The organism is Lysinibacillus sp. NPDC097195, assembly GCF_044762075.1.
In the GTDB taxonomy this organism is placed as follows: Bacteria; Bacillota; Bacilli; order Bacillales_A; family Planococcaceae; genus Lysinibacillus.
Map to the genome: position 1 here is coordinate 894,528 of NZ_JBIWDP010000001.1, position 22,086 is coordinate 916,613.

The following is a 22,086-nucleotide window of genomic DNA, read 5'->3' on the forward strand; positions in this document are numbered from 1 at the left end:
GATATGCTTACATTTCATGGCATCATGAACTGCTTGTTGTTTGGATTTGTCGGCGTATTAGCATGGGGAATTGAAGTACCACCATCTCGCCATCAACCATTTACATTTCCGGTAAGTCAGATACGAGGGAAATTACGGACAATAGGTGAGCCCCATACAGGCTTAGTCGATGCACTTCAAGATTTTGTTGATACTCAAAATCTCCCACTAGCCATCCCGCATTTTTATGAACATACAAATGATTATCGTTTATACGCATCCGTACAATGGCAAACATGGTTTAAACCATTTGCTTTTGTTTATCAAAGTATAAGTCGTAAGATGCAGCAACTTAATTTACCATTTTCAAGTAAGAGAGTTAACATGGATGGCATTATTGTGAAAGTAGATGAAAGCTTAGATGGTCGATATGCCCCACGAGCTTGGATTCGAAAGATTGAGGAGCAAACGACATTTGTCGCTATTTATTCTCAACATACATCTGCTCAGACTACCTATATGAATATTGCTTTACCGCTACCTTTTACCACGATGATTGGTATTTTATATGTCTATGAAAAAGATGGAACATTACATATAACGAGTTCTCAATTAGGCGATGCAGGCATTTATTTGGCATTGAAAAACTATGTTTGGAGACTACCATTAAATGAGCATTTTACGATAACAGCTACAAGCGAAACAACATTATCAGCTATCCATACGATGCGTATTTTTGGACTACCTTTTTTACGGATAGATTATGAAATTGAACAAAAGCAATTCGAAATCAAAGATATGTAACGATAGAAATTGCTAAAAGGGAAAACTTTATTGTACAAAAAGTAGTACGAGAGCAAATGTAACAGTATTTTCATAATTTCAAACTTTCAACTTCAAACTTCTTTCACAATTAAAATTTATACTTGGAATTAGGAGGTGGAAGATTTGAAAAAAATATTACTCTTGCTGTTGATGTTTGGCCTGTTATTTAGTCCGGCAGTAGCTTATGCACATCCAATGGATAAAAGTATGCTTTATTCAGATATTTCAGCTACTGCACCTAATTTACAGGAAATTATGGTGCTTCATAGTATTGGACTGCTCGGTTATAATGGCGTAGATATGACGTTGAACCGAACAGAAAATTTATCGCGTAAAGATTTTGCTGCTTGGCTTGGAGGCTATTTAGGTCTAGAAGGGTCGAATGTAGAAGAACTCGCTCTAGCCGCAAAAAATAACAACTATATCTCTTCTTTAGATGGCGATATAACCTATGACGAAATTAACGCTGCATTATGGCAACAGAAGTTGCAATTGGACAAGCCAGAAGCAACACTCACAAAAGATGACTATATTGCTTTTTTAATGAAACATTTAGATGTAGATGTCAATGGTAGCACTGTCCTGCAAATGGGCGGTTTTACTTATGGTCCAACCGGGACAATTGAAGATGTTGTAACTGGTGATGAATTAGCCATTATGCTGGACGGGAAAACCTATCCGCTCTCTGGTCATGTTCGTCTATTTGCGGATTCTACTGACCCTAACAGCTGGATTGGGCAAAACTTAGAAAAATCAATTGTAAATATGAAGGGTGATGATGACCATAATCATGGAATGAGTGATGGTCACGGCCATGATTATGAAGCAAGTGATGATCATGGTCATGGGACAAATGATGATCACGGTCATGATAAAGAACAGCAATCTCATACATCCACACTTCAATTTATTCAAATAGCATCACCGACACAGTCAGGTACAGAACTATCCCAACAACAAGAAACAAAGGATACACCGAAAGAAAACGAAACTGCAGACACAACGTCTACAAGCTCGAGCACGTTTTGGATTACCGCAGTAATCATACTAGTCGTAGTTGTCCTAGCAGTTTTTTTCATCAAACGAAAAAAATAAATATTGAATAAACCAGTAATAAGCGTATTCATTACTGGTTTATTTTTTGGGGATAAAAGCAAGAATGTAAAAATCTTTTATAAAAATGCATTAAACCTATCGGATTTCATACTTCCATCACAATTAAAAGCTATACTATGGAATGGAAGGTGGAGTAAAAATGAGAAAATATATACTATTATTTGTAATGAGTGTCTTGTTAATGGCACCAGCAGCAGCCTATGCACATACGATGGATAAAAGTATGGTTTATTCGGATGTTCCTGCAACTGCAACGAATATTGAAGAAATCATGATTCTACAAAGTACAGGACTTATTGGTTATAATGGTGTGGACATGGCATTGAACCCATCAGAGAACTTATCGCGTAAAGACTTTGCTGCATGGACTGGTGCATTTTTTGGTCTTGAAGGTGCAACAGTGGAAGACCTTGCGCAAGCGGCAAAAAAGGAGGAATATGTTTCTTCGCTAGATGGAGATATTACGTATAAGGAAATTAATACGGCTTTACTGCATAATAAATATGAATTTGAAAATCCCGATGCAACACTAACTAAAGAAGAGTATATTGCCTTTCTATCTGAGAACTTAGATATGGATATGGGCGGTCACACTTTACTACAAATGGGTGGCTTCTCCTACGGACCTACTGGCACTATAGAAGATGTGGTTACTGGTGATGATATGGGGGTTGTCATTGAAGGTAAAACATATATGCTATCAGGTCACCCACGAATTTTTGCTGATTCCACTGAGCCAAATAGTTGGATTGGTCAAAAATTAGAAAAATCGATTATGACGACGAGCGGTGGTCACCATGAAGGACATGAAGCGCAGTCTTCTGATACACCGACTTTACAATACATTCAAATTGCTTCGACTTCACAACAAGCTACAGAACAAACATCACATAAATATGAAGGTGCTGCTACACCACGAGATGAACAACAAAACAATGAAGAATCTAACCCAACTTCATCAAGCTCATACACGTTATGGATTGTTGCAGTTATTGTACTTATAGCAGCTATTATTGCAGTCTTCTATTTCAAACGAAAAAAATAATTATTGTAAACCAGCATTAGGCGAACTGTACGCTTTATTGCTGGTTTTTTTATTTTCAGCAACAGTAGTTTGTTATGTCAGTACCCAATAAATTGTAAATAATTTATTAGGAAGTGAATAATCGGTAGTTCAATAGGTATATAAATAGGATGAATAGCAAACAAAGAATATCCAGTTAAGACAGGAGGTATGAGGTTGGCAACACTGATTGTAAAAAAAAGCATTATGCACCGTTACCAAAGCATTAACCAGGCGTTACAAGATGCTGAAGTGGGAGATTCTATAGAAATTAGGGATGGTGTTTACGAAGAGAGTATAGAGATTTCGAAAAGATTGACGCTTTATGGTAGGGGGGATGTCACCATTAGTGGTGCTGTATTTATTCGCTACCATACACATGTGGAAATGAGAAATCTCCGCTTTAGTAAGGGACAGGGTATTTATATTAAAGGGGATTTACAGCTTGAAAATTGTATTATAGAGCAACAAATGGTTCATACACAAGTAACCGTTAAGTTTGGTACATTAATGATGAAAAATGTTGATTTGATGGCTGGCCCTGCTAATCAATTTGGCATCCGCATTGATAATGGTTCAAGTGTAATGTTGGAGGAAACTACAATCCAACATCATACAAAAGCACAAATAATTATTCAAAATAGCCATATTTCATTATCAAAATGTATGTTGTTAGAAGGTAGAATGAATGGCATCTTCGCTATTCGGAATGTGGAAATGACCATTGCAGATTGTGAATTGCATGGCCATGAAAAAGCACAAATTGTAGCAGCATTAAGTACTATTTCATTAGTAAATACAATTATTCACGAAGGTCAAGATTTAGGCGTTCAAATATTGAATGACTCTAAATTAACAATGGATCAATGCACGATAAAGCAACATGCAGGAACAAATATCGTTGTTCATGAAAGTGAAATAATCGCCACAGATAGTACCATTGCTTCCAGTCAAATGAATGGCGTGTATGTAGGGGAAAAATCAAAAGCTGTCATCTATGATTGTCAGCTACTTGACCATAGCAAACCACAGTTATTTATTGAAAACAGTAAAGCAGAAATTCGGAAATGCCATATTAAAAAGGGTGCTACATCGGGAGTGACACTTTTCAATGAAGCTGATGTCCACATGACTGAATGTCATATTCATCATCATACGCAATTTCAAATAATCGCCGATGCAAGTGGGCTTGTCCTTGAGCAATGCACTATACAATTTGGGGAGACAGGGGGTATTTATGGCAATGACCATGCTAAGATTACTATAAAAAACTCACAAATCCAGCATATAAAGAGCCACCAAATTTATATAACAAATGCACGTCTTTTTGCAAATAATTGTACATTTCATCATGTCGTAGGGAATGGAATTACTTGTATTGATGCCATCGTGGAAGTAAAAGATAGCAACTTTTCACATTGCCCACAAAGCCCTTATTCGATTTTTTGGAGTGATAAATCAATGGGGCGTATTCAAAATTGTGAGGTTGCGGAAACGGAGAGAACGTTTTTGGCAATGACCAATCGATCGTTACTGGAAATTATTCATAACAGGTTTGCTGATGTTAAAACAGTCGCCATCGTGCAGGACCATAGTCAGCTATATATTCGAGGCATTGTCAAAGCAGGGAATTGGCAAAAAGATGCAAGCTCAAGAATTATCCAGCTAGATTTGCAACCAACTACAAAGGAAAAAATACAGCAAATGGTAGATACAATCACTACACAAGCGGATGGGAGAAACAAAAAATGAGTAGTTTCAATTTATTGAAATTACTTTTTTCTTGCAATAAAATGATATTCCCTAGAAACTAACGAGAGCTTTAACTTGAAATGCTTTAATGCATTACTTAAAAAAAGAAAAAGCGATTGTTTATGGAAATAGGGAGATAATTTAGCTCAATGAAAATAAAAATACTTGAAGATTCTACTAATTCAATGCAAAAAAATTGCAAATTTTACCGATATTCGACATATCTTTTGTATTATGTTCTGCTTGTTATAGCAACGATGGCAATGTTTATTATGTTAGAAAACCTTGTAATCTTATGGGATTTTACAATTAAAATATTTGTAATATTATATATAATATAATAATAGTGGCTTTTTTAGCAGGAAATATTGTTAGAAAATTTAGTTTTTAGATTGCTTATTCTGTATGTTATATCCTATAATTAGTAAAAATGGTTCAATAATAATAATGCATGTCTTCAGTATTAAGAACTTTTGATAATGTTTTTGCAATAATGAAATATTTTTGGAAATGAAATGGGGTGAGTAAAGATGTTTGGGCTTTCGAAAGAAGAAATTATGATGATGCTAAAAAAGGTTGAATTAGCAGACAGCCAAAAAAGTGCAATAGCTGATATTTTTCATCAAAATAATCTGCGAATTGAACAACAGCTAGCATTGATTATCCATCTAGTAATAGATGAGCGCGAACGAAATAATTCAAATAATACATATTTAAATTAATTTAACGTAATTTTGTCGAAGGACTGAAAAATTTGTCCTGGCATGAAGCATAGAACAAATTATTAAGCTCATGTAAACCATTTATAAGGTTTACATCAAAAATATATCTAGTTGAAAGAAATCACAGTGATATGAATGATAACGCTGTGATTTTTTTGTACTGTCTCCATAAACGAGATTTGTCAATTGGAAAAATATGAAACTTTAATAGCGGTTTGAACGTAGAAAAAAAGAAGGGGGAAATGAAGGTGACTATTTTACAAAAACTAATTGAACAGGCAAAACAACCAAGAGGATGGATTGGTTCTGTCATGTTACGTATTATGAATATAGCTCATAGTGGAATGAATAGCTGGTTACTAGACAGTGGTGTAATAAAAGATGGTGATATTGTTTTAGATATTGGATGCGGTGGTGGCAGAACAATTCGAGCATTATCTAGTATTAACCACCAAGGTGAAATTCATGGAATTGATTTTTCTGAACAAGCGGTAAATGATACGACTAGAGTAAATCGGAATGATGTGGCAACTGGAAAAGTTATTGTATCGCAAGCAAGTGTTGCTAATATTCCATATCCGGACGCTTTTTTTGATAAGATAACGGCTTGTCAAACACATTATTTTTGGGCTGATTTAGCGAGCGATGTTAAAGAAGTATATAGAGTTTTAAAACATGGTGGCCAATTTATTATTATGTCAGAGCTATACAAAATCAATTATCATAGAAAGGATTATAAAACCAATGTACAATTAAAGATGCTATTGCAAAGTATAGGTTTTCAATCCATTACGATACATGAACATACAAGAAAAGGCTGGCTTTCTGTAATCGCTACTAAATAAGAAATAGATGGAGGTTGTATAGATGAAAAGATGTGAATGGGTAAAGCTAGATGAACCATTATATGTAGAGTACCATGATAAAGAATGGGGCGTACCCGTTTTTGATGATCAGCATTTATTTGAAATGCTTTGTTTAGAGGGGGCACAAGCAGGACTTAGCTGGTGGACAATTTTACAAAAAAGAGAGGGTTACCGAGATGCTTTTGACCAATTCAATGCCTCTAAAATCGTAACGTATACGGAAGATAAGCTAGCAGCACTAAAAGAGGACAAGCGTATTGTTCGCAATAAACTTAAAATAGCCAGTGTGGTGACCAATGCACAAGCCTTTATAAAAATTCAACAACAGCATGGCTCTTTTTCAAATTACATATGGTCATTTGTAGATCATCAGCCAATTGACAATAAATGGCCGACGATTGCGGAAGTTCCCGCCACAACAGAGCTAAGTGATCACATGAGTAAACAGTTAAAAAAAGATGGCTTTAAATTTGTAGGTAGTACAATTTGTTATTCGTTTATGCAGGCAGTTGGAATGGTGAATGATCACATTGTAGATTGTGGTTGTCGACAAATACAGTAGGCAGATTTAGTATTGCATGTTAATGAATTGCCAAATAAAAAGTTCTACTAGACAATTGGAATGATTTCGTATATAATGAAATTAATAAAAAGATTTCTTGATTTAAAATATTGAATTCACCTATTACAAAAAGTAATCGTGTTGTTCGGTACTTTTTATAATAGGTGAATTTTTTTTGGAGAAATTGTTTATTAATTTATTTTTTTTGGAGGTTTCTTATTATGAAACAAGGTACAGTAAAATGGTTTAACGCAGAAAAAGGTTTTGGATTCATCGAAGTTGAAGGTGAAGCAGACGTATTCGCTCACTTCTCAGCGATTCAAGGCGAAGGTTTCAAATCACTTGACGAAGGTCAAAAAGTTGAATTTGAAGTGGAAGACGGTAACCGCGGACCACAAGCTAAAAACATCGTTAAACTTTAATTTAACCAGTGTATAAGCAAAAAAGAAGCATCCTTTAGGATGCTTCTTTTTTTTTGTCTTTACTAACTACTATCTTTCATCCGATGTTAATAACAAGAGCCTGTAGAGAATGTATACACCCATGTATGCACCTGTAACTAAAAAGAATGGGTTTAAAAAAATTGCATGAATCGTTGTCATAAAAACGGCATCATCGGCAATAATTTGAAAAATAGAGGTAGATGCGATGCCTCCAAAAATAAATGTTGCCAAAACTGCAAGAACGTTAAACGCTGTGCGTACGTTCTTGCTTTTATTTTGTAGCCAAAGCATTACTAAAGGGACAATTATGCTCAAGATAATTAATAACAATTTCACAATAGCCACTTCCTTTTCCTAATTATCCCCACGACCATAAAGACATAAACATTTACAGTAAAATTAATTGGGATATTTAGTAAAAACGAAACGTAGGTGTAAAAAAAATTAGAATGGGGTATGACAAATAGGGAACAGAAATTATCCCGCCGAGAGTGTAGAAACAAAAAATAGAAGAATTTTATGTGAAAATGCATGATGGTCTTGCCCTTTAAAACATATGCTGTTTTATTGGCATAAGAGTATATTCGAAATATGAAATGACTTTTAAGGGAGGACTAAAAATAAAAATTAATCGGTATGTACACACAAAAGGAATGAGGAGAGGGCACAAATTGGAAAATAAATCAGTCGTAAAAAATGGAATAGGATTTGGTTCCGTTCTAGCAATTACGATATCTTGGAGTGTCCATCAATCCATATTGTGGGCTATTATTCATGGCTGCTTTAGCTGGTTATATGTCATTTATTATGTTTTTACAAGATAAAGCTACAAAGTGATCATACAAAAAATTATGCGTAAAGCTGCTACTAATAATAACTTTCATATATTTTGCAATTGTGGCATACATAACTAAGTGTTGCTTTGACACTTACACTGTTCATAAAACAGTCTTAGCAAAAAGAAAGAACTATTTATATGTACACCAGGTTGAAGAAAGGTTGATAGGATGACACATCAAGTGACGGCAACGAGAAATATTGATTTTAGTGCGAAAGGCGTTGATAAAATTTTGCAAAATGTAGCGTATATATTATCTACATTTGTCATGTCTTACCCTGATAAGAGGCAGCGGGACAGGAAATTGACGCTTGAAGTACCTTTTCAAATTGCAAAGAGACGTAATACTGCTCGCATAATTGATAGTATACAACGCTTTGAACCAAGAGCAGTAATCATTGATGTAGATTATGTAGGAGATGCATTTATTGGGAAATTAGAACCAGTAGTAAAAGTAATTGTCAACGGATAGGAGAAAACGATAAAAAAGCATCTGTAAACGATATGGGATGAACACATATTGGAAGACGCAGCAGCGTACGATTCATCCATATATAGTAAACAGATGCTTTATCCTAGCTAATTTGACTCTAAGTTATACTGTTGCAATTCGTCTGATTGCTTCTATTTTTTGGCAATCAATAATGATTGGTTCAGCTGCTGCTCCAGCCTCAACGAAATAAGCACAGCAATTTCGATTATCTAATTTAATGAAAACCACGCCAAGGAAGCTACCGCCACTAGACAAATAAACATCTACAGTAGAACCTATTTCAAAGCATCTTAATAAGTGACAAATACAACCTTTACAATGCATCTCTTTACAAGTGTCTCTGTCTTCTTTCCAGCATTCCTCTTTTTTACAAGAGCAATGTGGATGCTTTTGTTTACAGTCTTCATGTTTATGACATTTCTTTTCATTATGTTTATATTCTTCTACATTATCGTAGCCATTCATTTCAACTTCGTAATAATCCCAATTCATATGTTTGCAATATCTATTATCTTCCATTTTATAATCTCCCTTTTGTTAGTTTTGTTATTGTAACGCGCGCGCTTGCCTTACATTAATAATCTATGAAATGAAAAATTATTGGTTTGGTAATATGTCCTACTAGAATAGAATTAAAACAAATAATAGTAAAAAATATGTATACATAACTATAGCAAGTGCCTAATCGTAATTTTCATACACCTTTTTGTCCGTTTATAAAGCATAGGCACCATAATTAGCCTCTGATTCTACTAAAAAGGAGAATTAAAGAATGCATAAAAGACTGAAAAAGTTTTTTTATCTAATGATTGTCGTAACGCTTATAGTTGCAATCTATATAAAAAATCAATCGTCTTCTACAGCGTATTTATCAGAAAGTAATATTCCGCAAGGTGGAGCTGAGGACATAGCACAAAAATTACAAAGCACGCAGTTAACGAAAAAAATACTCTTAGCTTTAAGAGCAGAAGGCTATCATCCCGACAGCACGATTGAATATTTAATTGACACATCTGACAATCAAATTATTATCATACAATTACATAATTTAGATAAACTTGATAGTAGTACAGAAAGCAAAATCCAAGAAATTGTAAGAAGAATTGCCAGTAAAAATAACTTTAATTTGTTTATCGTCGATGTCCAGCTGACAGATGGAAATTAATATTTTATAGTATTTGATTTGTGCTGAAATATGGATATTTGCTCTATGATATAATGACAAAGAAAGGTGTGATGGAACTGAAAATTTTAGTTTTAGGTGCAACTGGTCGTGTGGGTAGCAAAATTGTTACATCCGCACTAAACGATGGTCATGAAGTGATCGCTTTTGTACGGACACCAAGTAAGTTACATATGACCGCCACTAACTTGCAAGTGAAGCAAGGGAATGTTTTAAATAAAGAGGATATTGCTTCTGCTATCGCGACTACCGATGTAGTTATAAGTGCTTTAAATACGGACGGAACAACAACACTTTCAAAAAGCTTCCCACTTATTTTACAAGCGATGCAAAAAGAAAAATTGAAACGCATTATTGTAGTAGGTACAGCTGGTATTTTACAAAGTCGTCTAACACCTAGTGTACTTCGTTATCAATCAAGTGAATCAAAAAGAAAGTCAACCGTTGCTGCACAAGAACATCACTATGTGTATAAGTTATTTGCGCAGTCAAATTTAGATTGGACCATTGTTTGTCCTACCTATCTACCGGATGGTCCAAGCATCGGCCACTATCGAGTAGAAAGAGATTTTTTACCTGAGGGTGGCACTGAAATTTCAGTAGCAGATACAGCGGAATTCACTTATCAGCAAATTCAAAGCCCAACATATATTAAAGCAAGAGTCGGAATTGCGTATTAATAAATTAAAAGCACACTAGAATTAACAACACTTTGTTAATTCTAGTGTGTATTTTTCTATAATTTTTAATTAGATTTAAGTAACAGCTTTGCAAAATTAAAAAAGGCTGTAGCGAGTCGCTACAGCTTAAAAGAAAAAATGTTTTAGGGAGATTCATGGCTTTAAGGTTATTATGGCAATCAATTTGTTTTTTTATACTTCAAATAACAGTTAATAATTCAAAATAAAAAGCATTTTTTAAACAAAGAAACAAATAATAAAGTACTAAATATTTTTTTCTGGGAAGTGAAGATGTTTGAAGAAGTTGTTGCTGTATATTATGCCGATATGCATTGTGTTAATTGCAGTATTTTTTGTCAGTGAGCGGTTCTCTGCTGATAAAGGAAGAAAGTATTATGAAGAAGCAGGGCAAATTTTGTGGGAAATAAAAACGAATGAAAAAATTATCGCTTTAACGTTTGATGATGGTCCTCATAAAAAATACACGCCGGAAATTTTAGATATACTAGCCAAATATCAGGCAAAATCAACATTTTTTATTGTAGGGGAAAACGCAGAGAAAAATTCAGAAATTGTACAACGAATGTATGAAGATGGGCATGAATTAGCCATCCATACGTATACTCACCCATTAAGGACGAATGTTCCTAATTTACTGAAAGAGATTAAACAAACACATGATACGATTTACGGCATAACAGGCTATACACCGACACTATTTCGTCCTGTAGAAGGGCAATATACGGATGGTATGATTGAGGCTGTTGCAAAAGAAGGATACAAAGTTGTCATGTGGTCCTGGCATCAAGATACAATGGACTGGAAAAGCCCAGGTGTTAATAAAATAGTAAATACGGTGTTGAAAGGTGCCAAGGAAGGGAATATCGTGCTGTTTCATGATGGTGGCGGAGACCGAGGACAAACAGTCAAAGCTTTAGAAAAAATATTAGCTGAACTTGATAAGCAAGGATACAAATTTGTGACAGTATCGGAATTGCTAGAAGTACAAAAGGCCAATAAAAAGATGGAAGATCGTAAATAAAGGATCTAGTTCCGCAATGACCGCCTCGATTAGTGTAAAAGTAAACACTTTTCGAGGTTTTACTGTGCAAGCATATTAATTATATATTATAGTAATTATTGGAATAATTATAAATGAGACGAGGGGATTTATTGAAGCAAGCTTTATTAGTTATCGATGCTCAACAGGAATTAATGGATGGTCATGACGAAGAAAAAGAAGTTTTTGAGAAAAAAAGATTACTTGAAAATATTAATATTGTAATACAGCAAGCTATAGTAGAGGATGCATTAATTATTTTCGTGAGAGATAAAGATGTTGCAAACGGCCAAGGGGTAGGCTTTCAAGTTCACAATGATATTCATATTCCAACAAATAGAGCTGTTTTTATAGATAAAAAAGCGACCAACGCATTTTATCAAACAGATTTGTTGTCATATTTAAATGCGCAGCAAGTACAGCATTTAGTAATAATGGGCTGTAAAACAGAACATTGCATTGATACAGCAGTGAGAACAGCAACAATTCAATCGTTCGATGTTACACTTGTTGCAGATGGCCATTCAACAACTGATTCAAAGACACTTTCTGCTCAGCAAATTATAGCCCACCATAATGAAACGCTACATGGTCATTATAATGTAGATAATTTTGCAGTGGTCAGAAACGCTGACGAGCGTTTATTTGAGCCTAATCACAATCAATACCGAACAGAAATGTAAGAAGAGCACAAAAACTGTGCTCTCCTATTTCTAACGACGATGTTCTACAAGGTCTATTGCCCCTAACACAATATGTGCTAACCCAAATCCAAAGACTGTGTTCGCAATCATTTTGTTAGAACCACTTTTTTGCTTTAATGCATAACCAGCAGCTGTAACAGCAGAACCTAAAATAGTTGGGATTAAACCTTCTCGAATATTGTTCATCCAAAATCCCTCCACCGTAGTTATTTGGCGCTATGACACCATTCATACTATTTACGATTTCCCTTATTACTATACTTACTTTTTTGTTTTTTAATAAAAGGCGAACTTGCATTATTCGTTACTTAATTATGTATTTAAGGTTTTGCAACAAACAAAAAAAGGGTCACTTGGGGGAAGTGACCCTTTTTGGATTGATAGGAGTATAGAAGCTAGTAACATCTAATGCTTTCTAGAACTTAATTTAAGAAAGCAGTGCCGACAATAATGAGCAAAATAAACAGAACAACAATTAGTGCGAATGCTGATCCGTTGCCGCCGCCATAGTATGAGTCGCCGCCGTAGTTACATCCACCACCGTAGTTACATCCACCGCCATAGTTATATCCACCGTAAAAATTAGTGTTCCAATTACCTGCATTTCCGTAGTATCCCATGAAACATTCCTCCTTCCTTCAATTTTATAATATGTTCATTGTAGAAATGCGGAGGGGTATTTATCCCAATCGTGCACTACTCTTTTATAAAAAAATAAATTCACATAAAAAAGCTGCAGCGCATAAAAGCGCTACAGCTTTAAATTGGTTACCTTTTTGGTTTGTCAGTAAGCATATTATAGCACACATTTTTTAAAATGTGGCATTTAGGCATACGTAACACAAAATCTATGTGAACATCCACATTTACAATCAATTTTATACCAACTCAAATCGCATTGTATGATTCATATTTTGGAACCCTTGTTTTTCATAAAGAGTAATCGCCCCAATGTTTTCAGCTAAAACATTTAATTCTAAGTAATCCAATTGGCGATTTTTAGCCCAATGTTTTGCTTCAGTTAGCAACGCGGAACCGATTCCTTGGCTTTGATATTGACTGCCAACAATAAAATCGACGATAAAGGCGTATTTATGGTTAACAATACATGAATAGGGAGGTGTCGTCGATTCTTGGATAAGCAAAAAGCCTACGATTTCGTTATTTAGTTTTGCAATGAGAATATCTGATGCATGATTGTTTATTGTATTTCGAATAAATTGTACGTCTTGTTTAGAAGGTTGTATGTATTTTGGTTGTAATTTGGACATCTCTATAAAAAGCTCTTGATATAAAACTTCTATGTGTGGTACTTCATTTAATGTAGCTACCTTAATTTCCATACGAATAGCCTCCAATCCTTTAATATTAAACAACTAATATTTTACATTAAAGTAAAAGTTGTGGCAAATAATTAGGGGAATTTGCTTGCTTTCATCGTTTGTCAATAGTCGTTCAAACTAATTTAATATGCGGGCTGTTAATTGATAATCAGTAGAACTAGTGTGAGAGAGGTGGCTAGTAGCGCAGAAGAGTACTTCTATCTGCACTACCTAATATAAAAATCATACTAAATGGCAGTCCATTCTGTATGATTGTGAACGCTCATCATTCTAGGAATTGAATATGCTAGATAGGAAGGCTGCTCTTTCTAAAAGCTATGTCCAATTTGGAATATAAAATAGTTTTTTATGCCTTCAGCTATCACCTGTGTGGGGGATTTCTATAAGAAAGTAGGTGATAATCTGGAAACCAATACGTTGTGGTCATCGTTAATTGGTGGTTTAACAGCATTAATTGTCTATCTAATTGGCGGAGTAGATGAGTTAGTAACATCTTTAACCATTTTAATGGCCATCGATTTAATATTAGGTTTAATGGTTGGCTGGCTAATAAAGAATATTGATTCTCGTAAAACTTTTAAAGGGTTAATGAAGAAGACAGCTATGATCTTAATGGTTATAGCAGCTGTACAATTAGATAATGCTACAGAGAGCGGCAATTTTATGCGAAATGCGATGATTCTGTTTTTAATTGGTATGGAGGGAATTAGCATCATTGAAAACTTAGGTAAGTTGGGAATACGTGTACCTAAGTTTTTAATCAATGCTTTTGCACAATTAAAAAAGGACAATGATGATAAAAAGGACGATTAAGAATAGTAGTTTAAATATTGGACTAACCAACATGTTAATCACACCATTACTAAAAGAAATTCATCCCGCACAGGAATACAATGATGTCATCAGGATGACTAGATTATTTGACCATTTACTAGTCATCTTCATTATCACAGGTCACGTAGTACGGAAATTTTAAATAGCTTAAATAAAAATTGGGGAATGGGCGGAAGTAATTTAGGTGGATAAGGCTCAGGTAGAGACAAGCACTTATTCAACGATAATTTACATCATTGATTGCATACAGAGGGAAGCATTTCCCTAAAATGTGGATTCATCCTTCTTTTTTTACAGGTATTTAAAATAAAATTTTCAAAGAAGTCACATCTATCTAGATGTGACTTTTTATTGTGCATTTAATAAGGATGGGTGAAGGTATGTTGGTGATGAAGGGAAAGTCTTCATTTAAATATGCTTAGAAGAGGAATTGAGGCAACTCGCCTTTTCAAGTTAAAAAAGAAAGAGGTGGTATTATGCAATTGACTGACGGCTCTTGGATATTTGAAACAGAAGAGATTGATGAAGTTGTCAAGCTTGAGGAACGCGAAGCATATGAACGGGAATTGCTTAACGCATTTGCTAGGTATGCTTACATGCGTTATAAGCAAATTAGAGATCATGTGAATCCACGGAAATGTAAATATATGTTGATTGATAAAGTGCGAGATCAATTGAAGTCGCCTGCAAAACTTCGCAGAGTTTGTCTAATATTAGATATGACAGAAGAAGAAGTGCAATATATTGTCGCCTTTGTTAAAAAGCATTTGAAATATGTAAAATAGAGCTCATTTCGATATAAGATGCATGGGGTAGATTTTTGCTATATGTAACTATAAGTAAATATTAAATGACCTTTTTTCCAATCCAATGGGCTAATAAAACAATAGGAAAAAACAACAGTCCAAAAGGTAAAGAAATTAAAATCATTTGCCATGTAATGATATCCTGTTTAAACATTGTGCTAAATAATAGAATGCAATATGGAATGATAATAATCAACGAAGTAACAGAACCAGGAGTAATCGAGCGTACAATGATTGATTGCCCAATATGCGTAAAAGCATGAATAAAAAATACTAAAGTGACCACTATGAAAACATAAAGGTTTATACTCATACCATTATATAAATACAGAATAGCAGCAATTGTAGCCCCACAGACAACTATAAAAACAATGAAAACTGCCACTGCAAATTGAGCTGTAGTCATAGAAAACTGTTTCACAATACGATTAGCTAATTTTAATGGCAATCGGTTATAGAGTTTGTTTCTATTATTATGTAACCACTTTTCAACCATAATAATTTCTTCAAAATCGTGGATAATAAAAAAAATAGGAAACAACCAGATAAGTGTCTGAATGTTTAGCCAAAATTCCATCTTGTATCCTCACTCTCATTTTGAAAGTTCTTTTATAATTTAAATAGGGTCACTGGACCAGAGTGACCCTAACCAACAAATCAGGAGGGCAAAGCTAAATTAGCTTTACACTACTATTATTATGATATAAAAATTATGATTGCTAGCTTTTAGCCTTTATACTAGAGAAAAAATAAATTATTTTCATTTGATATAAGTTATAATTGTATTTTTTAACCAAAATATACACTAATGGTATTATTGTAGCAACAAATGGATGGATTTTAAAGGGTAAAGTAAAATTTTCGACATTCAAGGCAAGGTAATCTATTTTGTTTTTCTACTATTATTACCAATTTTTTATTAATTAATAGGAAAAAAGTTCAAGGTAGACATTAGATTATAAGCCTATAGGCAATAAATATTATCAACCTAAAGGTTCAATTTCATCTTTTTTAATTGTCAGAAAATATCAATGTAACTTATAATAAATGAAAAATATAATATAAGAGGTGAACTTATGGGGAAACCAGTAGATTACAATCTATTTCCAGCCTATCAAAACACACTTGAAGACAGACTTAATGAACGAAAAGAAGAATTTATTGAAGAATTAGAAAAAGCAAAAATCGGTGGTTACCTTCTAGACTTTGACAAAATAACGGAAGAAATACCTCATTAATAGAACGCATCTCACTTTATCGTGGGGTGCTTTTTTTAGTCGACATGACAGAGTGATGAACAGTATATAAACAATCAAAAAAAATAAAAATTTAGCAATAATCTATAATATTATACAAAAATTCATAATTCGCAAACTATATTTATTTAGCAGGATTTTCTAGAAAATAGTGAAATACCACTGATTTTCACACTGAATATTGAAATGTGATTGATAATTGTTAAAATAAATTATAACTAGATCTAGGAGAAAAGAAGTTAGATTAGAAGAATATGGTTAGTATAACTTATCTTAAACAAACTAACAAAATTAATGTTCGGTCAACAATTTTTTTAATACTCAAACAACGATAAACAAATCAAAATCATATGTTTATAGGAGGTTAAGTATGAAAAAATTTATTTGTTGCTTAGCAATGATTTTGGCATTTTCTACTGTTGCGTCTCCAACATTATTGACTATCGCGAGTTATGAAGAAAACATACAGCTTGCTTCGGATTCTAATAGTTTTACGTTACTTTATGATAATGGTGATAATTCAGCTTTTCAGTTAAAAGATGAAACAGGAAATATTTTTGAGTACGTTGAAGATGTAATTACTAAACCGGATGGAACTGAGGAAATTACCCAAAGAATTTTCAAAATTTCACCTAATGACGACAATAAACATTTAATAGAAGAGAAAGTTATTAGTATATTGGAAACAGCAGAAGAAATAGTGATTAAAGAGCTTACTGACCCGAATAGTGAGGCAGTAAAATTAAACAAAAAAGATCCTCAATATAATTTGAATGCTACTTTTCAACAACAATCCTATTTTAAGCGCCCAAGTTTTAAGACTTATGCTGCAGCAAAAGGTGCAACTGGCGGTTCTTATATTGCAGCAATTCGTTGGGAGGAGTCACCAAATAATAACAATGCATATGCTATTTTTGGTACTATGTCTAAAACTACAACAAAGCAACAATGGCAGTACAGAGATTTTAAAGCAGCAGCTAATAATATCGTAGCACAAGAAAAAGTTATCATTACAGGAGGTTTAATAGGTGTAACTTCGGCAGTCTGGAATGCTGTTAAAGGCGGAAATCTATTATCGTGGGAATTAATCAAAAAGATATTTACTAAGCTAGGGAAAAGTGTACCGGTCGTTGGAACTATACTTAATGTTTTTACTTACATTAATTTATGTCTAAATGCAAAAGAAAAATATCAAGCCATACCATGATAATAAAGATAAAGATAGAAAATATACGAGGATGATTTTTTTGAATTCTCTTCTAAATATTTTATTAAGTGCAGTAATTGGTTTCGTTTATATTAAAATTATGTCCTTTGTTTTCAAAAAATCGATAAAATATATGAAACGGAAAAGTACGGACTTTCTTGTGCAAAGACTTCCTGGTTGGCTGTTCATTATGTTATCAAGTGGTTGTATTTTACTAAAAGCCCCACCTTATTTGACCTACTATTATATAATGCAAACGATCATGCATATCGCCATGTTTGTTTGCATTGTATCATTATTCTTATTGTTAGTCGTGAAAAATATTAGCATAACAAAATATAACAAGATAGTTTTGAAAATTATGAAGGAATATGACAGCAAATAAAGAATATGTACCATTAAATTGTTTAATATGATTACGTAGCCATTTAGTATCTAGAGTAACTAAATGGCTATTTTTTGATGCCACGACTTTATTATAAGATTGATATTTCACAAAAATGGAAAATAAGTAGTGAAAATAGTCAGTTAAAGTTATAGAATGGTAGAAATACGATTGTTGAAAGTAGCGTGAATAAATGTTTCCTATATTAAAAACGAATCGATTAGTGTTAAGAGAACTGACTGAAAACGATGCGCAAGCGATTTTAGATTGCTTTTCTAATCCAGACGTTTTACGTCATTATGGACAAAAGCCGTTAACGAGCTTAGAGCAAGTGAAACAAATAATCCATAATTTTTCTCATAATTTCGAGAACAAACTTGGCATTAAATGGGGTATTGCAATACAAGGGCAAGAGGGGATTATTGGAACGATAGGTTTTCAAGAGTGGTCTGTTGAGCATAAAAAAGCAGATATTAGCTATGCACTTTTCCCTAATAGCTGGGGGCATGGCTATGCAAAGGAAGCTGTGCAACAAGTAATTTCCTACGGCTTTCAGGAGATGGAGTTAGTGCGTATCGGAGCCATTGTCTTCACAGAAAATCTTTCTTCCAATAAGTTATTGGAAAAATTGGGCTTTGAAAAAGAAGGCGTATTACGAAATTATATGCACCAAAATAACATACCTTATGATACGAATGTTTATTCGTTAATTAAGTAAATGGAAAAATGACCAGCTAAGCGAAAGTAGTACCGCTGGTCATTTTTATAGCGTTACAAAAGAGCTAGTGGAGTATTTATCAATTTTAATACCGAAAACAATTGGCATTTTGGTTGGGTTAAGTTTCCTTTACAGAGTGGTTGTCTATCAACAATGGGTTGTTTTTTTGCGAAAGCTATTTTATCGATACATGTGAGAGATGTTTAGATTTTTTGAAAATAAACCATATGTCTAAATCGAAGCATATAGGGAGGAGAAGGGCATGATGTTTAAATATACGTTCAGCCCTTTTTAACTCCCACAAAAGTAAATTAAAAACTTCAGTTCTCTATAACTTTTAATCCTAGTAATGAAGCAAATCCAACTGCTTGTGCTGAAGATACTTCACAACCTTTCAAACTTTCCAATGTTACAAGCAAGCGTTCAAATCTACAAGTGCTAATATTAACCCCTTTTAACGATGTTTGAGAAAAATCTACTTCATTAAGATTACAGTGATTAAATATGACCTTATTAAATTGACATTCAAAATAATTTGCACTTTGTAACGAGGTCTCCTGAAAAACTACCTGTTTTAAACGGGTTTCTGAAAAGTCACATAGATTGGCGATACACTTGTCAAATGAAACATTTCCTAAATTAGCTTCGGCAAAATTCAAACCTAATAATTTACAGTTATCGAATTTCACTCTATGAATTAGTCCTTCACAAAAACTGGCATTTGATAAATCACAATTCTCAAATACTACATCGGTTAAATCGATTTTACGAAAAGTAACACCAATGAATCTCACATTTTTAAAATGGACTTTTGATAAGATAAGTCTTTCTATACTTTCATTAGCAATGACCGTATTAGCGATTACACACTCTGATAAGAATGGCTCTTCTTCATAAAAAACATCTTGAAAATTGGCTTGAGTTAATGTTACGGGTAATTTGGGAGATTCTATTTTAATGCTTTTTGCCACAATAACACACCTTTCTCCTGTACTAAATAATATAAGAATAATAAAAAAAACTTATTTTTATAAGACTATATTTTTAAGTAAAAGTGTGTGCAAAGCTGACTGGGTTCAGCGACAACAAAAAAGGGGGCTTATCATTGACAGATTCGATTATCAATTTCTATGATGAACTGGCAGAGGATTATCATCTTATCTTTATAGACTGGCATGAGTCAATTGCAAGGCAAAGTGAGGTACTTCACAACATCATCCAATCAAAATTAAACTTGTCTTGTACAGATATTATTCGTATTTTAGATTGTTCTTGTGGTATCGGTACACAAGCAATTGGATTAGCGAATTATGGATATAACGTCACTGCAACGGATCTCAGCGCTGTATCTGTAAAGAGAGCTATTAAGGAAGCTGCGAATTTTGGGGTGAAAATAACTTTTGGAGTGGCAGACTTTCGGACATTACATACAGATGTGTCAGGCATTTTTAATATTGTTCTGTCTGCGGATAATGCCATTCCACATTTAATATCAGATGAAGATTTATACCAAGCTTTTCATAATATGCATGCTAAGCTTGATCAAAATGGTTTACTCATCGTTACGATAAGGGATTACGATGCAATGGTAAAAAAGCAAATAACAAGCACAAAACCAAATGTTTTTGACAATGGCAATAGAATGGCCTTTCAGATTTATGATTGGGCACAAGATGGAAAAACTTATACTGTACACCAATTTATTATGCAGAGAATGAACACTGGCTGGAAAACAAAACAGTATAGTACATTGTACAGAGCGTGGTTACGTGAAGAGTTAAATAAGATCATGCAAGCAACCGGTTTTGTAAATGTTGAGTGGCATTTCCCGTCACAGACCGGTTATTACCAACCAATATTGACTGCACGGAAAGTTGAATAATGAGGAAAGAGGTGTTGATTCATTATGGCTGAATACATAAAAGAATTAAGAAATTTAATCGGAACGAAACCCATTATTTTAGTCGGAGCTACTGTTCTTGTAATAAATAATACCAATCAAATATTACTTCAACATCGTGCTGATACAAAAGAGTGGGGGTTGCCTGGTGGAGCAATGGAGCTAGCAGAAAGCCTGGAGCAAACGGCCGAACGCGAACTGTTTGAGGAGACGGGGCTAAGGGCTAAAAATTTTAAATTCCTTGATTTGCTATCTGGACAATATCTTTATTTTAAATATCCTCATGGAGATGAAGTATATAACGTTATCAGTGTTTATCTTGCAGAAGAAGTGTATGGTGAATTAGTTATGTCAGACGGAGAAAGTCTAGATTTACAATATTTCTCGCCAACAAAACTACCTGCAAATCTTGATGAAAGAGCACAGTTGATTCTGAAAAAACATTATTTTGTATAGATAAGTAGTATGTTTATTGTTTTATTTAATTGTGGATAAGAAAAAGTTATCCAAACTAATAATTAATGATAATTTTTATTTATAAATTACATGTGTTAACGTAAAAGAAAGGGGGCGGGAAGATGAATATATTTGATGCACATTTTCACATTATTGATTTTAATTACCCGATTACAGAAAACCAAGGGTATGTTCCACCGAGCTATATTGTAGAGGATTATCAAAAGGAAACGACAAATTATAATATTGTTGGTGGTGCCATTGTATCGGGTTCTTTTCAAGCATTTGACCAAAATTACTTAATAAATGCTTTAGAAAAAATGGGCTCTGCTTTTTGTGGTGTAACACAATTACCGTTTTCCGTGACTGATAATGACATACTGGACTTACATGAAAAAGGTGTGCGTGCATTACGATTTAATGTTAAACGGGGCGGCTCCGAAGATTTATCTAAACTTGATTATTTTGCAAGACGTGTTTTTGATTTAACTGGTTGGCATAGTGAACTATATATAGATGCTAAGGATTTGCCAGAAATTGCATCAACGATTGCAAGCTTACCTGCCATTTCAATTGATCATTTAGGGTTGTCTGAAGAAGGCTTGCCACATCTATTACAACTTGTAGAAAAGGGCGTACGAGTGAAAGCGACAGGTTTTGGACGCGTGAGTCTTGATGTTGAAAATGCGTTGACATCAATATATGCTATTAATCCAAATGCTCTAATGTTTGGTACAGATTTACCTTCAACTCGAGCAAAAAGACCATTTGCTTATTCGGATATAGAATGTATACAGCAATTATTTGACACAGCAGCCGCAGAACGTATTCTTTTTAAAAATGCCCTTAACTGGTATTTTAAATAAAATGAATGGCCATAAAATTTATAATGAGA

At 33.8% G+C, this 22,086-nt stretch carries 29 protein-coding genes; 22 read left to right on the forward strand and 7 right to left on the reverse strand.

Annotated elements, in window-relative coordinates; genetic code table 11:
• Window positions 1–36 precede the first annotated feature (36 nt).
• From ACIQXI_RS04515 to ACIQXI_RS04550, 8 genes are all read left to right on the forward strand, one after another.
• Window positions 37–783 carry a hypothetical protein gene (locus tag ACIQXI_RS04515; protein ID WP_402922038.1) on the forward strand — a complete coding sequence of 249 codons (747 nt, stop codon included), beginning with the start codon at window positions 37–39 and terminating at the stop codon, window positions 781–783.
• Window positions 784–918: 135 nt separating this feature from the next.
• Window positions 919–1,899: a hypothetical protein gene (locus ACIQXI_RS04520; protein ID WP_402922040.1), complete on the forward strand. Its 981-nt coding sequence runs from the start codon at window positions 919–921 to the stop codon at window positions 1,897–1,899.
• A 160-nt stretch (window positions 1,900–2,059) separates the two neighbouring features.
• Window positions 2,060–2,965 (forward strand): hypothetical protein, encoded by a 906-nt coding sequence (locus ACIQXI_RS04525; protein WP_402922042.1) that lies wholly within the window; start codon window positions 2,060–2,062, stop codon window positions 2,963–2,965.
• A gap of 195 nt (window positions 2,966–3,160) precedes the next feature.
• Window positions 3,161–4,735 (forward strand): right-handed parallel beta-helix repeat-containing protein, encoded by a 1,575-nt coding sequence (locus ACIQXI_RS04530; protein ID WP_402922044.1) that lies wholly within the window; start codon window positions 3,161–3,163, stop codon window positions 4,733–4,735.
• 530 nt (window positions 4,736–5,265) lie between these two features.
• Window positions 5,266–5,457: a hypothetical protein gene (locus tag ACIQXI_RS04535; protein ID WP_402922046.1), complete on the forward strand. Its 192-nt coding sequence runs from the start codon at window positions 5,266–5,268 to the stop codon at window positions 5,455–5,457.
• 248 nt (window positions 5,458–5,705) lie between these two features.
• The gene (locus tag ACIQXI_RS04540; RefSeq protein WP_402922047.1) at window positions 5,706–6,302 is read left to right on the forward strand and encodes a class I SAM-dependent methyltransferase; all 597 of its coding nucleotides are present in this window, start codon (window positions 5,706–5,708) and stop codon (window positions 6,300–6,302) included.
• A gap of 22 nt (window positions 6,303–6,324) precedes the next feature.
• Window positions 6,325–6,885, forward strand: a complete 561-nt coding sequence (locus ACIQXI_RS04545; RefSeq protein WP_402922049.1) for a DNA-3-methyladenine glycosylase I — start codon at window positions 6,325–6,327, stop codon at window positions 6,883–6,885.
• Window positions 6,886–7,106: 221 nt separating this feature from the next.
• Complete coding sequence (locus tag ACIQXI_RS04550; RefSeq protein WP_024360941.1) at window positions 7,107–7,307, forward strand: cold-shock protein; 201 nt, start codon at window positions 7,107–7,109, stop codon at window positions 7,305–7,307.
• Between the two features lie 69 nt (window positions 7,308–7,376).
• On the opposite strand, the gene ACIQXI_RS04555 is transcribed toward ACIQXI_RS04550, so the two are convergent.
• Entirely contained in the window at window positions 7,377–7,664 is a 288-nt protein-coding gene (locus tag ACIQXI_RS04555; RefSeq protein ID WP_402922050.1) for a transposase, read from the reverse strand.
• A gap of 335 nt (window positions 7,665–7,999) precedes the next feature.
• Between ACIQXI_RS04555 and ACIQXI_RS04560 the strand changes: the two genes are divergently transcribed.
• The gene (locus ACIQXI_RS04560) at window positions 8,000–8,152 is read left to right on the forward strand and encodes a hypothetical protein (RefSeq protein ID WP_402922051.1); all 153 of its coding nucleotides are present in this window, start codon (window positions 8,000–8,002) and stop codon (window positions 8,150–8,152) included.
• Window positions 8,153–8,335: 183 nt separating this feature from the next.
• A complete protein-coding gene (locus ACIQXI_RS04565; protein ID WP_402922052.1) occupies window positions 8,336–8,638 on the forward strand; it encodes a hypothetical protein in 303 nt (100 codons plus the stop codon).
• 123 nt (window positions 8,639–8,761) lie between these two features.
• On the opposite strand, the gene ACIQXI_RS04570 is transcribed toward ACIQXI_RS04565, so the two are convergent.
• Window positions 8,762–9,178: a hypothetical protein gene (locus ACIQXI_RS04570; RefSeq protein ID WP_402922053.1), complete on the reverse strand. Its 417-nt coding sequence runs from the start codon at window positions 9,176–9,178 to the stop codon at window positions 8,762–8,764.
• A 253-nt stretch (window positions 9,179–9,431) separates the two neighbouring features.
• On the opposite strand from ACIQXI_RS04570, the gene ACIQXI_RS04575 reads away from it, so the two are divergent.
• The 4 genes from ACIQXI_RS04575 (at window position 9,432) to ACIQXI_RS04590 (ending at window position 12,265) form a co-directional block, all read left to right on the forward strand.
• On the forward strand, window positions 9,432–9,824 hold the full coding sequence (locus ACIQXI_RS04575) for a hypothetical protein (RefSeq protein ID WP_402922054.1): 393 nt from the start codon (window positions 9,432–9,434) through the stop codon (window positions 9,822–9,824).
• A 77-nt stretch (window positions 9,825–9,901) separates the two neighbouring features.
• Window positions 9,902–10,522 carry an NAD(P)-dependent oxidoreductase gene (locus ACIQXI_RS04580; protein WP_402925658.1) on the forward strand — a complete coding sequence of 207 codons (621 nt, stop codon included), beginning with the start codon at window positions 9,902–9,904 and terminating at the stop codon, window positions 10,520–10,522.
• Between the two features lie 295 nt (window positions 10,523–10,817).
• Window positions 10,818–11,564 (forward strand): polysaccharide deacetylase family protein, encoded by a 747-nt coding sequence (locus tag ACIQXI_RS04585; protein WP_402922055.1) that lies wholly within the window; start codon window positions 10,818–10,820, stop codon window positions 11,562–11,564.
• Between the two features lie 131 nt (window positions 11,565–11,695).
• Window positions 11,696–12,265 (forward strand): isochorismatase family protein, encoded by a 570-nt coding sequence (locus tag ACIQXI_RS04590; RefSeq protein WP_402922056.1) that lies wholly within the window; start codon window positions 11,696–11,698, stop codon window positions 12,263–12,265.
• A gap of 30 nt (window positions 12,266–12,295) precedes the next feature.
• Here ACIQXI_RS04590 and ACIQXI_RS04595 read toward each other — a convergent pair whose 3' ends face one another.
• From ACIQXI_RS04595 to ACIQXI_RS04605, 3 genes are all read right to left on the reverse strand, one after another.
• Entirely contained in the window at window positions 12,296–12,472 is a 177-nt protein-coding gene (locus tag ACIQXI_RS04595) for an asparagine synthase (protein WP_172771828.1), read from the reverse strand.
• 236 nt (window positions 12,473–12,708) lie between these two features.
• On the reverse strand, window positions 12,709–12,906 hold the full coding sequence (locus tag ACIQXI_RS04600; RefSeq protein WP_402922057.1) for a YjcZ family sporulation protein: 198 nt from the start codon (window positions 12,904–12,906) through the stop codon (window positions 12,709–12,711).
• 258 nt (window positions 12,907–13,164) lie between these two features.
• The gene (locus tag ACIQXI_RS04605; RefSeq protein WP_402922058.1) at window positions 13,165–13,629 is read right to left on the reverse strand and encodes a GNAT family N-acetyltransferase; all 465 of its coding nucleotides are present in this window, start codon (window positions 13,627–13,629) and stop codon (window positions 13,165–13,167) included.
• 417 nt (window positions 13,630–14,046) lie between these two features.
• On the opposite strand from ACIQXI_RS04605, the gene ACIQXI_RS04610 reads away from it, so the two are divergent.
• Window positions 14,047–14,442, forward strand: a complete 396-nt coding sequence (locus ACIQXI_RS04610; protein ID WP_402922059.1) for a phage holin family protein — start codon at window positions 14,047–14,049, stop codon at window positions 14,440–14,442.
• A 497-nt stretch (window positions 14,443–14,939) separates the two neighbouring features.
• Window positions 14,940–15,248 carry a hypothetical protein gene (locus ACIQXI_RS04615; RefSeq protein ID WP_402922060.1) on the forward strand — a complete coding sequence of 103 codons (309 nt, stop codon included), beginning with the start codon at window positions 14,940–14,942 and terminating at the stop codon, window positions 15,246–15,248.
• Between the two features lie 61 nt (window positions 15,249–15,309).
• On the opposite strand, the gene ACIQXI_RS04620 is transcribed toward ACIQXI_RS04615, so the two are convergent.
• Window positions 15,310–15,846, reverse strand: a complete 537-nt coding sequence (locus ACIQXI_RS04620; protein ID WP_402922061.1) for an HXXEE domain-containing protein — start codon at window positions 15,844–15,846, stop codon at window positions 15,310–15,312.
• A gap of 499 nt (window positions 15,847–16,345) precedes the next feature.
• Here ACIQXI_RS04620 and ACIQXI_RS04625 point away from each other — a divergent pair, with 499 nt between their 5' ends.
• The 3 genes from ACIQXI_RS04625 to ACIQXI_RS04635 all read left to right on the forward strand — a co-directional run bounded on the left by ACIQXI_RS04625 (window position 16,346) and on the right by ACIQXI_RS04635 (window position 18,835).
• Window positions 16,346–16,507 (forward strand): hypothetical protein, encoded by a 162-nt coding sequence (locus tag ACIQXI_RS04625; protein WP_402922063.1) that lies wholly within the window; start codon window positions 16,346–16,348, stop codon window positions 16,505–16,507.
• 388 nt (window positions 16,508–16,895) lie between these two features.
• The gene (locus ACIQXI_RS04630; RefSeq protein ID WP_402922064.1) at window positions 16,896–17,732 is read left to right on the forward strand and encodes a hypothetical protein; all 837 of its coding nucleotides are present in this window, start codon (window positions 16,896–16,898) and stop codon (window positions 17,730–17,732) included.
• Between the two features lie 578 nt (window positions 17,733–18,310).
• Window positions 18,311–18,835 carry a GNAT family N-acetyltransferase gene (locus tag ACIQXI_RS04635; protein ID WP_402922066.1) on the forward strand — a complete coding sequence of 175 codons (525 nt, stop codon included), beginning with the start codon at window positions 18,311–18,313 and terminating at the stop codon, window positions 18,833–18,835.
• A gap of 320 nt (window positions 18,836–19,155) precedes the next feature.
• On the opposite strand, the gene ACIQXI_RS04640 is transcribed toward ACIQXI_RS04635, so the two are convergent.
• Complete coding sequence (locus ACIQXI_RS04640; RefSeq protein ID WP_402922068.1) at window positions 19,156–19,806, reverse strand: pentapeptide repeat-containing protein; 651 nt, start codon at window positions 19,804–19,806, stop codon at window positions 19,156–19,158.
• Window positions 19,807–19,940: 134 nt separating this feature from the next.
• Here ACIQXI_RS04640 and ACIQXI_RS04645 point away from each other — a divergent pair, with 134 nt between their 5' ends.
• The 3 genes from ACIQXI_RS04645 to ACIQXI_RS04655 all read left to right on the forward strand — a co-directional run bounded on the left by ACIQXI_RS04645 (window position 19,941) and on the right by ACIQXI_RS04655 (window position 22,057).
• Complete coding sequence (locus ACIQXI_RS04645; RefSeq protein ID WP_402922070.1) at window positions 19,941–20,717, forward strand: class I SAM-dependent DNA methyltransferase; 777 nt, start codon at window positions 19,941–19,943, stop codon at window positions 20,715–20,717.
• Between the two features lie 24 nt (window positions 20,718–20,741).
• Complete coding sequence (locus ACIQXI_RS04650) at window positions 20,742–21,191, forward strand: NUDIX hydrolase (protein WP_402922072.1); 450 nt, start codon at window positions 20,742–20,744, stop codon at window positions 21,189–21,191.
• A 122-nt stretch (window positions 21,192–21,313) separates the two neighbouring features.
• On the forward strand, window positions 21,314–22,057 hold the full coding sequence (locus ACIQXI_RS04655; RefSeq protein WP_402922074.1) for an amidohydrolase family protein: 744 nt from the start codon (window positions 21,314–21,316) through the stop codon (window positions 22,055–22,057).
• The last annotated feature ends 29 nt before the right edge of the window (window positions 22,058–22,086 follow it).

Excerpts from the sequence above, each read along its gene's own strand:
- ACIQXI_RS04535 (WP_402922046.1), top strand. The coding sequence starts at position 5,266 with ATGTTTGGGCTTTCGAAAGAAGAAATTATGATGATGCTAAAAAAGGTT.
- ACIQXI_RS04525 (WP_402922042.1), top strand. The coding sequence starts at position 2,060 with ATGAGAAAATATATACTATTATTTGTAATGAGTGTCTTGTTAATGGCA.
- ACIQXI_RS04625 (WP_402922063.1), top strand. The coding sequence starts at position 16,346 with ATGGGGAAACCAGTAGATTACAATCTATTTCCAGCCTATCAAAACACA.
- ACIQXI_RS04635 (WP_402922066.1), top strand. The coding sequence starts at position 18,311 with ATGTTTCCTATATTAAAAACGAATCGATTAGTGTTAAGAGAACTGACT.
- ACIQXI_RS04650 (WP_402922072.1), top strand. The coding sequence starts at position 20,742 with ATGGCTGAATACATAAAAGAATTAAGAAATTTAATCGGAACGAAACCC.
- ACIQXI_RS04550 (WP_024360941.1), top strand. The coding sequence starts at position 7,107 with ATGAAACAAGGTACAGTAAAATGGTTTAACGCAGAAAAAGGTTTTGGA.
- ACIQXI_RS04620 (WP_402922061.1), bottom strand. The coding sequence starts at position 15,846 with ATGGAATTTTGGCTAAACATTCAGACACTTATCTGGTTGTTTCCTATT.
- ACIQXI_RS04575 (WP_402922054.1), top strand. The coding sequence starts at position 9,432 with ATGCATAAAAGACTGAAAAAGTTTTTTTATCTAATGATTGTCGTAACG.
- ACIQXI_RS04595 (WP_172771828.1), bottom strand. The coding sequence starts at position 12,472 with ATGAACAATATTCGAGAAGGTTTAATCCCAACTATTTTAGGTTCTGCT.
- ACIQXI_RS04630 (WP_402922064.1), top strand. The coding sequence starts at position 16,896 with ATGAAAAAATTTATTTGTTGCTTAGCAATGATTTTGGCATTTTCTACT.
- ACIQXI_RS04570 (WP_402922053.1), bottom strand. The coding sequence starts at position 9,178 with ATGGAAGATAATAGATATTGCAAACATATGAATTGGGATTATTACGAA.
- ACIQXI_RS04655 (WP_402922074.1), top strand. The coding sequence starts at position 21,314 with ATGAATATATTTGATGCACATTTTCACATTATTGATTTTAATTACCCG.
- ACIQXI_RS04565 (WP_402922052.1), top strand. The coding sequence starts at position 8,336 with ATGACACATCAAGTGACGGCAACGAGAAATATTGATTTTAGTGCGAAA.
- ACIQXI_RS04605 (WP_402922058.1), bottom strand. The coding sequence starts at position 13,629 with ATGGAAATTAAGGTAGCTACATTAAATGAAGTACCACACATAGAAGTT.
- ACIQXI_RS04615 (WP_402922060.1), top strand. The coding sequence starts at position 14,940 with ATGCAATTGACTGACGGCTCTTGGATATTTGAAACAGAAGAGATTGAT.
- ACIQXI_RS04545 (WP_402922049.1), top strand. The coding sequence starts at position 6,325 with ATGAAAAGATGTGAATGGGTAAAGCTAGATGAACCATTATATGTAGAG.
- ACIQXI_RS04600 (WP_402922057.1), bottom strand. The coding sequence starts at position 12,906 with ATGGGATACTACGGAAATGCAGGTAATTGGAACACTAATTTTTACGGT.